Raw genomic sequence first — 13,034 nt, forward strand, 5'->3', positions numbered from 1 at the left:
TCAGCGCCGCTCCAATCCTCACACGATCGGATGAATGTGGGGCGAAGGTGGCGGTACGGACGCCGACTCCGGCTAAGTTCGCGCCGATCCCAAGGGGCCGTTTCCCCGGCCCGGAGGGGGCCGCGCCCCGGTCCGGAAGGCAGGAGACCGCAGAGCAGATGACGGACCGACCCGCGCCGCGCAACCCCAACCGGAAGCTGGCGGCGCTCATCGCCGAGGCCGGGTTCTCCCACGCCGGGCTGGCCAGACGCGTCGACCAGCTCGGCCTGGAACACGGTCTGGACCTGCGGTACGACAAGACCTCCGTCACGCGCTGGCTGCGCGGACAGCAGCCGCGCGGCACCACCCCCGCGCTGATCGCGGAGGTCTTCACCCGGCGGCTCGGGCGGCGGCTGACCGCCCAGGACCTGGGGCTCGACGCCTGCGCCCCGGTCTACGCGGGGCTGGAGTTCGCGGCGACGCCGGAGGAGGCCGTGGACATCGTCAGCGGCCTCTGGCGCAAGGACTCCGGCAGCCATGCCGAGCTGCGCAAGATCGCCTTCACCCCGGCCGGTCTGGTGGTGCCCAGCCGCGACTGGCTGATCGGCCGCCCCGACGAGCGGGTGGCCCGGGGCGATACGCCGCCCGGCCCGCCCGGGTCCAGACCCTCCGCCGGCCCGCCCGGACCCAGGGCGCCGGGCGGCGGGCCCGAGTCCCGGGTCCCGGGCGCCCCGCCGGGGCCGCGGCTTCCGCCCGGCCTGCCCGTACCGCAGCTCCCGCCGGGCCCGTACGCGCCGCAGCTCCCGCCCGAGCCCCGGGTGCCGGTCCAGGGGCGCGGGCCGGCGACCCGGCACCGCGCCACGGAGCGGGGACCCGGCCAGCGGGTCTCCAGCGGCGACATCGCGGCCCTCCGCTCGGTCGGGGAGCTGTTCCGCTCCCTGGACCAGGCGTACGGCGGCGGCCACGCCCGGCAGGCGCTCGTCCGCTATCTGGAGCACGAGACCGAGCCCATGCTGCGCGGCAGCTACGGCGAGGCCACCGGGCGCCGGCTCTTCGCTGCCGCCGCCGACCTGACCCGGCTGGCCGGCTGGACCTCGTACGACATCGCGGCCCACGGGCTGGCCCAGCGGTACTTCGTCCAGGCGCTGCGGCTGGCCCAGGCGGCCGGCGACCGGGCGTACGGCTCCTATGTCCTGATCACCATGAGCCGCCAGGCCGTCTATCTGGGCCACGGCCGGGAGGCGGTCCAGCTGGCGCGGGTGGCCCAGCAGGGCGTCGGCTCCTCGGCGCCGCCCGTGGTGCAGGCGCTGCTGTACGCCGGGGAGGCCCGCGGCCACGCGGTGCTCGGCGAGGCCCGGGCCTGCGCCGCCGCCCTGACCCGGGCCGAGCGGGCCCTGGAGGCCGCCCGGCCGGGCGACGACGTGCCGTTCTGGGCGCGGCTCTTCGACGAGGCGCAGCTCGCGGACGAGTCCGGCCACTGCCACCGGGACCTCCAGCAGTACCGGGCCGCCGCCCAGCAGGCCGAGCGCTCGCTGCGACTGCACGCGCCCGGGAACGCCCGCAGCCGGCTCTTCTGCCGTGTCGTGCTGGCCTCCGCCCGGCTGGGGCTGGGCGAGCTGGACCAGGCGTGCGCACTGGGCGCCGAGGCCGCGCAGCAGGCGGCGGAGATGCGCTCGGCCCGTGCCGTGGAGTACGTACGGGACTTCGAGCGCCGCCTCGAACCGTACCGGGACGCGGCGGCCGTCCGTACCTACCGGGACCGGGTGGCGGTGCTGGGCTGAGGGGTCCGGCCGGGGGCCTCGCGGAGCCGGTGACGGAAGGACGACGGAAGAACGCGCGGCCACGCGTAGCCGCCGGAAAGCCGGGCATCCGGACGACCAGCCGCCCGGGAGCCGCCGGGCGGCCGGCACATCCGGGACGCGCCGAGCAGGCGCCGGGCACGAGGAGTTGCAGAGCGATGAGCGCAGACGTGTGGGGTTACCAGCCGACGGCCGGCCGGGCGGCGGGCAAGGACCTCATCGGGTACAAGGTCGAGGCCACCGACGGGTCCATCGGCAAGGTGGACAAGCACTCCGACGAGGTCGGCTCCGCCTACCTGGTCGTGGACACCGGACCGTGGATCTTCGGCAAGCACGTCCTGCTGCCCGCCGGGACGGTCGCCCGGATCGACGACACCGAGGAGCGGATCTACGTCGACCGGACGAAGGAGCAGATCAAGAACGCTCCCGAGTTCGACAAGGACCAGCACCTCGGCGACGAGGGCTACCACCAGCAGGTCGGTACGTACTACAGCGGCAACCCGCACATCTGAGACCCGGCACGCGCCGACCGCTCCGGAGCCGCCTGAGCGGCCGGGGCGGTCGGCCGTCGGGCGGAGTGGAGGCCGTGCTCCGGGCGGGCGATGCCCAGGCCCGGAGCACGGCCGTTCGTGTGCCCGGGGGCGGCGGCCCGGGGCCCCTGATCCGCTTTCCTGACCGGGGCCCTGTCCCTCCCGGCCCTCCGGGGCGCCCGGCCCCCGAGCCCTCGGGAGGACGGGTCCCGGGTGACCGGAAGTCCTGGGCCTCCGGCGTCCGTCCCCGGGCCTCCGGGGGGCCCGACCTCCGAGCCTCCGGGGAACGGGTCCCGGGCTTCCGGCGTCCGTTCCTGGGCTTCCGGGGCCCGGCCCTCCGAGCCATCGAGGCGCCCGCCCCCCGAGCCCTCCGGAGGACGGGTCCCGGGTGACCGGAAGTCCCGGGCCTCCGGCGGTCGGGCCCGGGCCCCCGGGACCTGGGTCCCGGACCTGCGGGGGCTCGGGTCTTCGGAGGCCTGGGCTTCCGGCGTCCGTCCCCGGGCCTCCGGGGGGCCCGACCTCCGAGCCTCCGGCGTCCGTCCCCGGGCCTCCGGGGGCCCGGCCCTCCGAGCCACCGGGGCGCCCGGCCCCCGAGCCACCGGGAGCCGGGTCCCGGACCTGCGGCGTCCGTTCCCGGGGTCTTCGGGAGCCCGACCTCCGAGCCGCCGGGGTCGGCCCCGGGGACCGACCTCGTCGGGAGGGGCGGGTCCCGGTCGCGGGGTTACGCGGCTGCCGTCTGGAGCTCGGCCGGGTGCTGGTCCGGCTGGATGCCGAGGTCCCGCAGCAGCGCCCGGGCCGCCCGGCGGCCGGAGCGCAGCCCGCCCTGGACGCCGCTGGTGTCCCGGTGGTCGCCGCACACGTACAGCCCCGCCAGCAGCCGCACCGGGCGCCTCGGGTCGTACGGCGGCGGCATCGCCGGAAGCGCCTCCGGGTCGTGGTGGACCGCCAGCAGCTCCCAGTCGGCGGTCGGCACCCCGTAGAGCGCGGCCAGCTGGCGCCGCACCCGGGCGTCCAGCCCGTCCGGACGGAGCGGGCCCAGCACCGTGGAGGTGATCAGCGCCCGGCCGCGCGGCGCCCGGGAGGGATCGACGCCGCTCATCACCGCCGTGTGCGCCACCGGCCCGGTCCGGTCGCCGTCCACCAGCAGCGCCGGATCGACCCCCGGGGCGGCCGGAGCGGCATGGTGCAGCACCGTCAGCGGGTGGAAGTCCGGCACCCGCAGCCCCGGCAGCAGCTCGGCGGCGACCCGGGCACCGGTGGCCACCACCACCGCCCGGCACCGGAACTCGCCGTGCCCGGCGGTGACCACCCGGTCGATGGAGGCGTCCGTCACCCGCACCCCGGTCCGTACCGTGCCCTCCGGCAGTCCGGCGGCCAGCCGCTCGGGGAGCGCGGACGCCCCGCCCGCCGGGACGCAGAGCCGGCCCCGGGCCAGGTCCCGCAGCGCCAGGTCAGCACAGCGGCTGGAGGTCGAGAGTCCGGCGTCGCCGAGCAGCGCCGACAGCAGCGGCCGCAGGAACGCCGGAGCGGTCCTGGCCGGCCGGTCGGGGCGGGCGAGCAGCCGGTCGGCCGGGGTGGCGGCGAGCCGGGAGAGCGTGGTCCCCAGCCGCGCCTGGCTCAGCGGTCCGCCCGGCCGCGCGGGGCCCAGCGGCCTGGGGGCGCTCGCGAGGGCGCGCGCCCTGATGAGTGCGCCCCGGGCGCTCCCCCCGTCTCCGGTCCGGTGCAGCCGGCCGTCGCTGTGAACCAGCACCCCGGGCCGGAACAACCGCAGCTCGGTGACGTCGATCCCGGTGTACGCGGTGTTCAGCGGCTGACCTGCCCGGTCGAGCCGGAAGCCGTCCACCCGGTCGGTGGTCAGCCGGCCGCCGACGCGCGGCGCGGCCTCCAGAACGATCACCGTCAGACCGGCGCCGACCAGCCGCTGAGCGGCCGACAGCCCGGCGACGCCGGCCCCGACGACAACGACGTCCGCGTGGTGAGCGGTACTGAGCACGGGTCCCTCCCCGAAGTGGCGGTGCGGTGCGTGGCGGGCTCATTCCCGCTGCCGGACTCCGGACCACCCGCTCCCGGTCCCGCACCGGAGCACGGGGTCGCACACCTGTCCGCAGGCCCCCGAACCGGATCGCGGACCGGGACGCGGGCGGCCTCCCGCCGGGTCCCGGGGCGGCCACCGGTGCCGCGGCGTGCCCCGGAGGACGGGTCCGTGCGCCGGAAGCCGGTTCCGTGCGCCCGGAGCGCCGGGCCCGGAGCCGTACACCTGGCCCCGGGTACCCCGTCCGGCTCAGCCGTCACCCCCGGATTCGTCCCCGGTACGCGGGCGCCGCCGGGCGGAGTTCATGGGCCGGTATGAGCGCATGAGCGGTACACGTACGAGGTGGTGGCGCGGCCGCCACGCTCACCACCTGACCGCCGCCACTGGGCTCCGACGTCTCCGCCCGCCGTCCGGGCACGACCGGAAGGCCCCTGGCCGGCCGCCCACCGGCCGGCGGTTCACCCGGCGCCCGCCCGCCGCCGCTCAGCCCGCGGTGCCGCCGCTCGGCCTCCGGCGCCGCCACGCACCGCCGCTCACCGCCTGGCCGCGCTCATCCACCGCCCCGGTGCCGCCGCCCACTGCCCCGGTGCCGCCGCTCGGTCTTCTGCCGCCCGGCGCCGTCGCTCGCGCCCCGGCCTCCCGGCGCTCCCGCTCGGCACCGGGGTGCCGCCGCTCGGCGCCGGGCGGGCACCGGACACCGCCCGGGCGCTCCGTGCCCCTTGCCGCGGCTCACCGCCCCAGCGCCGCCGCGATTGCGCTGTCGGCGGTCGGGAAGGCGAACCGGAAACCCGTCTCCAGCAGCCGGGACGGCACCACCCGCTGGCTGGCGAGCACATCCCCGGCGAACCGGCCGAGGGCCAGCCGCAGCGCCACCGCCGGGACGGGCAGCACCGCCGGGCGGTGCAGCACCCGGCCCATCGCCGCCGTCACCTCCCGGTTGGTGACCGGCTCCGGGGCGGTGAGGTTCACCGGACCGGCGAGCGCCTCGGTGTCCAGGATGTGCCGCAGCGCCGCCACCTCGTCGTGGAGCGCGATGAAGCTCCAGTACTGCCGTCCGGAGCCCAGCGGCCCGCCGAGCCCGGCCCGGAAGACGGGGAAGAGCCGCCCCCAGGCGCCGCCCTCCCGGGCCACCACCAGTCCGGTACGGGCGTACGCCACCCGCACCCCCGCCGCCCGGGCCGGTTCGGCCGCCGCCTCCCACTCCAGGCAGACCGACGGCAGGAACCCGTTCCCGGCGGGCCCCGACTCGTCCACCGCCCGGTCCCCGGTGTCGCCGTAGTAGCCGATGGCCGAGCCGCAGAGCAGCACCCGGGGCGGCTCGTCCAGCGCGGCCACCGCCGCCGCGATCGCGGCCGTGCCGCGCACCCGGCTCTCCCGGATCTCGCGCATGTACGCGTCCGTCCACCGCCGGTCGCCGACCCCGGCGCCCGCCAGGTGCACCACGGCCGCGCACCCCCGCAGCGCGGCCGGATCGACCCGGCCGCTCCCGGGGTCCCACTCGGCCTCGTCGGCCGAGCGCGGGGTCCGCCGCACCAGCCGCACCACCTCATGGCCGCCGGCCCGCAGCGAGCGGACCAGGGCCGAACCGATGAGCCCACCGGAACCGGTGACCGCGACACGGGAGGCGCTGGAAGAAGGAGTCATGGCCCCATCCTGCCCGGGTGCCCCGCGTGGCACAGTGGCGGGCATGCCCGTTTCCCCGCCCCCCGCCCGTCCGTCCGGCACACCGCCGCCCCCGGTCCGGATACGCCCGGCCCGGTTCACCGACGAGGCGCCCCTCGCGCGCCTCGACCAGGAGACCTGGTCGCCGCTGCACGCCGTCGTGCCACGTCCCCGGCCGCCGTACGACCCGTTCTTCGACGTGAACCACCGGCCGGCCGACTATCTGGTGGCCCTCGCCCCCGCGGACGGACCCGACGGCGAACCGGTCGGCTATCTGCGGCTGGTCCCGCCCACCCGGCTCGCCTGCAACGCGCACGTCCGGCAGATCCAGGGGCTGGCCGTAGCGGAGCGGGCGCGCGGCGGCGGGGTGGCCCGGGCCCTGCTGCGCGCGGCCTTCGCGGAGGCCCGGCGGCAGGGCGCCACCCGGATCACCCTGCGGGTGCTCAGCCACAACATGCCCGCCCGGCGGCTGTACGAGTCCGAGGGCTTCGCCGTCGAGGGCGTACTGCCCGGGGAGTTCCGGCTGGAGGGCCGGTACGTGGACGACGTCTTCATGGGCCGCGCCCTCACCGACGGGCCCCCGGCCCCGGGACGGCCGTAGCGCCGCCGGGACGGCTGTGACGTCCCCCGGGACGGTCGTGACGTCCCCCGGACGGTCGAATGGCCGGAGGGACGGCCGGGACCGCCCCCGGGCGCCGGAGCCGCCGGGACGGCTCCCGACGCCGGAACCGCCGGCCCGGCCCCCGAGGGACGCCCCGGGCTGAGGGGCCCTCAGGCGGCGAAGCGCTCCCAGAGCCGGGGGAACCGGTCCGCGAGAGCCGCCTCGTCCTCGAAGTCGACCGGGGTACCGGCCGGTTCGGGCGCCTGCGGCGGGATGCCCAGCTCCGGGGCGACGGCGCCGGTGAGCTGCTCGTACGCCTCGTCCGCCGCGTACCCCAGCTCCTCGCCGTCCCCGTCGATCTCCCCGTCGAAGTCGTCCAGCAGCTCCGCCAGCGCGTCCGCCCCGTGCAGCGCGCCCTCGAAGACCTCCCGCCCCTGGCCGATCAGCCAGCAGCGGAAGTAGTCGAAGGCGTCGTCGCCGGCGCCGTCCAGCAGCACCGCCGCGGCGCCCCACAGCTCCCAGGTGTAGGCCCGGTTGTAGCGGGCCTCGAAGTGCCGGGCGAAGTCCAGCACGGAGTCCGGGTCGAGCTGGAGCAGTCTCTCCACCAGCAGTTCGGCGTGGTCCTCGGGGTCGCCCTCGGCGCCTTCCCGGGTGCTGTCGATGATCTCCCAGAACTCCGTCTCGTCCATCACGCGTCCCAGCATCCCGGCTGCCGGGAAACGACGCACGCGGAGCGACCGAATCGCAACCGGACAGATGATGTCGGCGGCGAATCCGGACAGAGGATGTCGGGATTGGCTGCCAGGCTCGTGCCATGACGACGCACCAGCAGACGGGGCCGACGGGCCCGCGGAGTGGGATGACGGACGACCGGCCGGGGGCGGCGAACGGTCTCGCGGCGGAGCCGGCTGCCGGGCCGCTCGCCGGGCGGGTGGCCCTGGTCGCCGGGGCCACCCGGGGCGCGGGCCGGGCCATCGCGGTGGCGCTCGGCGCGGCCGGGGCCACCGTCTACGCGACCGGCCGCACCACACGCGACCGGGTGAGCGAGGTCGGCCGGCCGGGCGAGACCATCGAGGAGACCGCCGAACTGATCACGGCGGCCGGCGGCACCGGGGTCGCCGTCCGCACCGACCACCTGGTGCCGGACGAGGTACGGGAGCTGATCGCCCGGATCGACGCCGAGCGCGGGCGGCTGGACATCCTGGTCAACGACATCTGGGGCGGCGACCATCTGCTGGACTTCGACACCCGGATGTGGGAGATCGACCTGGACCGGGGCCTGCGGATGCTGGAGCTCGGCGTCCGCAGCCATGCCGTCACCAGCAGCTGCGCCCTGCCGCTGCTCATCCGGAACCCCGGCGGACTGGTGGTGGAGATGACCGACGGGACGGCCGAGTACAACCGGCGCTTCCGTGGCAACTTCTTCTACGACCTCGCCAAGAACGCCCCGATCCGGATGGCCTCCAACCTGGCCGAGGACCTCAGGGACCTCGGCTGCGCGGCGGTCGCGCTCACCCCCGGCTGGCTCCGCTCGGAACAGATGCTGGACCACTTCGGCGTACGGGAGGAGAACTGGCGGGACGGCTGCGCCAAGGACCCGCACTTCGCCATCTCCGAGTCGCCGGTCTACACCGGCCGGGCGGTCGCCGCGCTCGCCGCCGACCCGGACCGGCAGCGGTGGACCGGGCAGTCGCTCTCCAGTGGGCAGCTCGCCCGGGAATACGGCTTCACCGACGCGGACGGCTCCCGGCCGGACGCCTGGCGGTACCTCGCCGAGGTCGTCCACGGCGGGAAACCAACCCCGGCCGGGGAATACCGCTGACCCGGCGGAGGAGTACCGCTGACCTGGCCGGCGGACGGCGGACCCGTACCCCGGCGCCTGCTCCCCGCCGGGCTCAGCCCGGGTCCGGCGGCGGGTGCGGGGTGTCCGCCGTCTCCGGGGCCGGGTCACCGCTCACCCCGGTGCCCTCGATGTCACTGGTGCCACTGGTGCCAGTGATGTCTCCGGCTTCCTCGCTCTCCCCGGCGTACCGGGCACGCATCCGGGCGGCCGCGTCCCGGAAGCGGGCCCGGAGCGTGGCGGGGGCCAGCACCTCCGCCTCCGCGCCCAGCGCGAGCAGCTGCTCGAACGCCACCTCCTCCGACTCCACCGGCAGGGTGACCGTGACCAGACCCGCCGCGTCCGGGGGACCGGCCGCCGCCAGCGCCTCGGTGGCGGCGGCCCGGTCGGTGAGGTGCGGCAGCCGGGCGGCGCCCGCGTCCGTGAGCCGTACCACCGCCTCCGCGCGGAGCAGCGAGCGGTTGAACCGGGCGGCCCACTCGGCCCAGAACGCCGGCAGGTCGAAGTCCGGGTCCCGGCCGAACCGTTCGGCGCGCGGGGTCACCGCGGTGAACCGGTCCAGCCGGTAGACCCGGAGCGCCGCGCCGGCGGGCGCCCCGGCGACCCGGGCGCAGACGTACCAGACCCCCGCCTTCAGCACCAGGCCGTACGGCGCCAGCTCCCGCTCCACCACGGCGCCGCCCCGCCGGTAGCCGGCCCCGATCAGCCGGTCGTCCCACACCGCCTCCGCGACGGCGGGCAGCAGCGGGGGCGTCTCCGGCTCCCGGTACCAGCCGGGCGCGTCCAGATGGAAGCGCCGCGCCACCGAATCGGGCGCGTCCCGCAGGGCGGGCAGCAGCGCCGCCGAGACCTTCAGCCGGGCCGCCGAGGCCGCGTCCGCCAGCCCCAGGTCCCGCAGCGCGCCCGGCAGCCCGGAGAGGAACAGCGCCTCGGCCTCCTCCCGGTCCAGCCCGGTGAGCCGGGTCCGGTAGCCGCCGACCAGCCGGTAACCGCCCGCCCGGCCCCGGTCCGCGTACACCGGGATGCCCGCCTCGGAGAGCGCCAGCGCGTCCCGGGTGACCGTCCGCTCCGAGACCTCCAGCTCCCGGGCCAGCTCGGCGGCGGTCATGGCGGGACGGGACTGGAGCAGCAACACCATCTTGATCAGCCGGGCAGCACGCATGCCGCCATCATCCGGCAAGGCCGCCGTCGTCCGTCGGGCCCGCTGTCATCCGTCGGGCCCGCCGTCGTCCGGCAGCGGGCCCACCGGCCCCCTGGCTCCGGACGACCCCGCTGCGGTGTACCGAGGGAACGACGACGGGGCCCTTGGCCGTACAGCACGTACGACCAAGGGCCCCGCCCGGAACCGGAGTGTTACAGCCCGTACCGCTCGCGGGCTTCCTTCACCGCGGAGGCCGGGACCTCACCGCGCCGGGCGAGCTGCGCCAGCGCGGCGACGACGATCGACTCCGCGTCCACGCCGAAGTGCCGGCGGGCCGCCTCACGGGTGTCCGACAGACCGAAGCCGTCGGCGCCGAGCGAGCTGTAGTCCTGGTCCACCCACTGGGCGATCTGGTCCGGGACCTGGCGCATGTAGTCGCTGACCGCCAGCACCGGGCCGGTGGCGTCGGACAGCACCTGGCGGACGTACGGCACCCGCTCCTCGCCGCGCAGCAGCGCCGCGTCCGCGTCCAGCGCGTCCCGCCGCAGCTCGGACCAGGAGGTGGCCGACCAGACGTCGGCGGTGACGTGCCACTCCGCCGCCAGCATCTCCTGGGCCTTCAGCGCCCAGTGGATGGCGGTGCCGGAGGCCAGCAGCTGGATGCGCGGGTCGTCGGCGCCGCCCTGGCCCTCCTTGAAGCGGTAGAGGCCCTTGATGATGCCCTCGTCCACGCCCTCGGGCTTGGCCGGCTGCGGCATCGGCTCGTTGTAGACGGTCAGGTAGTAGAAGACGTCCGGGTCCTCGCCGGGCGCCGCCTCGCCGTACATCCGGCGCAGACCGTCCTTGACGATGGCCGCCACCTCGTAGGCGAAGGCCGGGTCGTAGGTGAGCGCCGCCGGGTTGGTGGCCGCGATGACGGGGGAGTGCCCGTCGGCGTGCTGGAGGCCCTCACCGGTCAGCGTGGTGCGGCCGGCGGTGGCACCCACCAGGAAGCCGCGGCCGAGCTGGTCACCGAGCTGCCACATCTGGTCGGCGGTCCGCTGCCAGCCGAACATCGAGTAGAAGATGTAGAACGGGATCATCTGCTCGCCGTGCGTCGCGTACGCGGTCGACGCGGCGATGAAGTCGGCCATCGAGCCGGCCTCGGTGATGCCCTCGTTGAGGATCTGGCCGTCCTTGGCCTCGCGGTAGTACATCAGCTGGTCGCGGTCGACCGGCTCGTACGTCTGCCCCTTCGGGGAGTAGATGCCGAGCGACGGGAAGAGCGACTCCATGCCGAAGGTGCGGGCCTCGTCCGGGACGATCGGCACCCAGCGTCGGCCGGTCTGCTTGTCCCGGATGAGGTCCTTCATCAGCCGGACGAAGGCCATCGTGGTCGCCACCGACTGGCTGCCGGAGCCCTTGTCGAAGGCGGCGAAGCTCTTGTCGGCCGGCGCGGGCAGCGGGGCCAGGGCGTGGCTGCGGCGGGCCGGGGCCGGGCCGCCGAGCGCCGCGCGGCGCTCCTGGAGGTAGCGCACCTCGGCCGAGTCGGCGCCGGGGTGGCCGTACGGCACCTGGCCGTCGGCGAAGGCGGAGTCCGGGATCGGCAGACCCAGCAGGTCCCGCATGTCCTTGAACTCGTCCACCGACAGCTTCTTCATCTGGTGGTTGGCGTTCTTGGACTCGAAGCCCTTGCCGAGGGTGAAGCCCTTCACCGTCTGGGCGAGGATCACGGTCGGCGCGCCCTGGTGGGACAGGGCCGCCTTGTACGCGGCGAAGACCTTCCGCGACTCGTGGCCGCCGCGCGACAGGTGGAAGCACTCCAGGATCTTGTCGTCGGAGAGCAGCTTGGCCAGCTCGACCAGGGCCGGCTCGGCGCCGAAGAAGTGCTCGCGGATGTACGCGGCGTCCCGGGTGGCGTACGTCTGGAACTGCGCGTCCGGCACCTCGCGCAGCCGGCGGACCAGCGCGCCCGTGGTGTCGAGCTGGAACAGCTCGTCCCAGGCGGTGCCCCAGAGCGACTTCACGACGTTCCAGCCGGCGCCCCGGAACTGGGCCTCCAGCTCCTGCACGATCTTGAAGTTGGCGCGGACCGGGCCGTCCAGGCGCTGGAGGTTGCAGTTGATGACGAAGGTCAGATTGTCCAGACCCTCGCGGGCGGCGAGCGCCAGGGCCGCCGTGGACTCCGGCTCGTCCATCTCGCCGTCGCCCAGGAAGGCCCAGACGTGCGAGTTCGAGACGTCCTTGATGCCCCGGTTGGTGAGGTACCGGTTGAACCGGGCCTGGTAGATCGCGGAGAGCGGGCCGAGGCCCATTGACACGGTCGGGAACTCCCACAGCCAGGGCAGCCGGCGCGGGTGCGGGTAGGACGGCAGGCCCTTGCCGCCGGCCTCCTGGCGGAAGTTGTCCAGGTGCTCCTCGGTCAGCCGGCCGTCGAGGAAGGCGCGGGCGTAGATACCGGGGGAGGCGTGGCCCTGGATGTAGAGCTGGTCGCCGGAGCCGTCCCCCTCCTTGCCGCGGAAGAAGTGGTTGAAGCCGGTCTCGTAGAGCCAGGCGGCGGAGGCGAAGGTCGCGATGTGGCCGCCGACCCCGTACTTGGAGCCCCGGGTGACCATGGCCGCCGCGTTCCAGCGGTTCCAGGCGGTGATCCGGGCTTCCAGCTCCTCGTCGCCGTCGAAGCCGTACGTGGCCTCGGCGGCGGTCGGGATGGTGTTGACGTAGTCGGATTCCAGCAGCTTGGGCAGCGCCAGACCGGCGCCCTCGGCCCGCTCCAGCGTGCGGCGCATCAGGTAGGCGGCGCGGTGCGGCCCGGCCGCGTCGGTGACGGCGTCGAGGGACGCCTGCCACTCGGCGGTCTCCTCGGGGTCCCGGTCCGGGAGCTGGTCGAGCTCGCTCGGCTGGATGCGGGTGGGGTCGGTCATGTGCGCCGCCTTCCGGAGTCGAAGGGGTGGGAGCCCTTGGTCTTGGCAGGACAGGGCGGCGGACCTCTGTTGAAGTCCGCCGATGACTGTACGACTCTGATCGATGATCGATCAAAGGGGGATGCCAAAAAACCTCTGTCACCGGGCAAAGTAGGCATTGAGTGCCATGGGCACAGGCACCCGGTGCCTTGTTTTCGCAGGTGGGGAGGGGGTGGGGCGGGATTCGGGCGCGCTTTTGAGCGGGGGGTGGGCGCGATGAGCGGGAGCCCGGACCCGGCGGGTGGGCAGAGCCGGATGGCCTGAGGCCGAGGGATGGCCTGAGGCCGACCGGGGGCCTGAACCGGGCCTGAGGCCGGCCGTGGCCGTGCGCGGCAGCTGGCCTGAGGCCGGCCGGTCACCCGAGTTTGGCAGATGGCCTGTGCCCGGCCCTGGGGCTGTGCCCGGCCGGGGGGTGTGCCCGGCCCTGGGGCCGTGCCTAGCCGGGGCGTGTCCCAGGCCTGCGCGGCGATGGGCCGGCGGGCCGACCCTGGCGGCCGAGGGGCCGGGGTCC

General features: G+C 75.8%; 8 protein-coding genes and 1 pseudogene. 4 read left to right on the top strand and 5 right to left on the bottom strand.

Features of this window, described 5'->3' with window-relative positions; translation table 11 throughout:
- Nucleotides 1–158 precede the first annotated feature (158 nt).
- Nucleotides 159–1,760, top strand: coding sequence for an NsdA family TPR-like regulatory protein (locus tag NX801_RS11605; RefSeq protein ID WP_258787369.1), 1,602 nt, complete (start codon nt 159–161; stop codon nt 1,758–1,760).
- Between the two features lie 176 nt (nt 1,761–1,936).
- Nucleotides 1,937–2,290 carry a PRC-barrel domain-containing protein gene (locus tag NX801_RS11610; protein WP_258787371.1) on the top strand — a complete coding sequence of 118 codons (354 nt, stop codon included), beginning with the start codon at nt 1,937–1,939 and terminating at the stop codon, nt 2,288–2,290.
- Between the two features lie 739 nt (nt 2,291–3,029).
- Here the strand turns inward: NX801_RS11610 and NX801_RS11615 are convergent.
- Both NX801_RS11615 and NX801_RS11620 read right to left on the bottom strand, forming a co-directional pair.
- Nucleotides 3,030–4,316 (bottom strand): annotated as a pseudogene (locus NX801_RS11615) (NAD(P)/FAD-dependent oxidoreductase); the annotation flags it as partial.
- A 753-nt stretch (nt 4,317–5,069) separates the two neighbouring features.
- Nucleotides 5,070–5,984 carry a TIGR01777 family oxidoreductase gene (locus tag NX801_RS11620; protein WP_258787379.1) on the bottom strand — a complete coding sequence of 305 codons (915 nt, stop codon included), beginning with the start codon at nt 5,982–5,984 and terminating at the stop codon, nt 5,070–5,072.
- Between the two features lie 43 nt (nt 5,985–6,027).
- On the opposite strand from NX801_RS11620, the gene NX801_RS11625 reads away from it, so the two are divergent.
- Nucleotides 6,028–6,603, top strand: coding sequence for a GNAT family N-acetyltransferase (locus tag NX801_RS11625; protein ID WP_258787380.1), 576 nt, complete (start codon nt 6,028–6,030; stop codon nt 6,601–6,603).
- Between the two features lie 170 nt (nt 6,604–6,773).
- Here NX801_RS11625 and NX801_RS11630 read toward each other — a convergent pair whose 3' ends face one another.
- Complete coding sequence (locus NX801_RS11630) at nt 6,774–7,292, bottom strand: DUF4240 domain-containing protein (RefSeq protein ID WP_258787609.1); 519 nt, start codon at nt 7,290–7,292, stop codon at nt 6,774–6,776.
- A 170-nt stretch (nt 7,293–7,462) separates the two neighbouring features.
- On the opposite strand from NX801_RS11630, the gene NX801_RS11635 reads away from it, so the two are divergent.
- A complete protein-coding gene (locus NX801_RS11635) occupies nt 7,463–8,425 on the top strand; it encodes an SDR family oxidoreductase (RefSeq protein ID WP_258787382.1) in 963 nt (320 codons plus the stop codon).
- A gap of 73 nt (nt 8,426–8,498) precedes the next feature.
- Here NX801_RS11635 and NX801_RS11640 read toward each other — a convergent pair whose 3' ends face one another.
- Both NX801_RS11640 and aceE read right to left on the bottom strand, forming a co-directional pair.
- Nucleotides 8,499–9,605 carry a helix-turn-helix transcriptional regulator gene (locus NX801_RS11640; protein ID WP_258787383.1) on the bottom strand — a complete coding sequence of 369 codons (1,107 nt, stop codon included), beginning with the start codon at nt 9,603–9,605 and terminating at the stop codon, nt 8,499–8,501.
- Between the two features lie 191 nt (nt 9,606–9,796).
- A complete protein-coding gene (gene aceE, locus NX801_RS11645; RefSeq protein WP_258787384.1) occupies nt 9,797–12,484 on the bottom strand; it encodes a pyruvate dehydrogenase (acetyl-transferring), homodimeric type in 2,688 nt (895 codons plus the stop codon).
- Nucleotides 12,485–13,034: the final 550 nt, after the last annotated feature.

This window comes from Streptomyces pyxinae, from assembly GCF_024756275.1.
Lineage (GTDB): Bacteria > Actinomycetota > Actinomycetes > Streptomycetales > Streptomycetaceae > Streptomyces > Streptomyces pyxinae.

Coding starts and splice junctions, on each gene's coding strand:
- NX801_RS11605 (WP_258787369.1), top strand. CDS start 159: ATGACGGACCGACCCGCGCCGCGCAACCCCAACCGGAAGCTGGCGGCG.
- NX801_RS11610 (WP_258787371.1), top strand. CDS start 1,937: ATGAGCGCAGACGTGTGGGGTTACCAGCCGACGGCCGGCCGGGCGGCG.
- NX801_RS11620 (WP_258787379.1), bottom strand. CDS start 5,984: ATGACTCCTTCTTCCAGCGCCTCCCGTGTCGCGGTCACCGGTTCCGGT.
- NX801_RS11625 (WP_258787380.1), top strand. CDS start 6,028: ATGCCCGTTTCCCCGCCCCCCGCCCGTCCGTCCGGCACACCGCCGCCC.
- NX801_RS11630 (WP_258787609.1), bottom strand. CDS start 7,292: ATGGACGAGACGGAGTTCTGGGAGATCATCGACAGCACCCGGGAAGGC.
- NX801_RS11635 (WP_258787382.1), top strand. CDS start 7,463: ATGACGGACGACCGGCCGGGGGCGGCGAACGGTCTCGCGGCGGAGCCG.
- NX801_RS11640 (WP_258787383.1), bottom strand. CDS start 9,605: ATGCGTGCTGCCCGGCTGATCAAGATGGTGTTGCTGCTCCAGTCCCGT.
- aceE (WP_258787384.1), bottom strand. CDS start 12,484: ATGACCGACCCCACCCGCATCCAGCCGAGCGAGCTCGACCAGCTCCCG.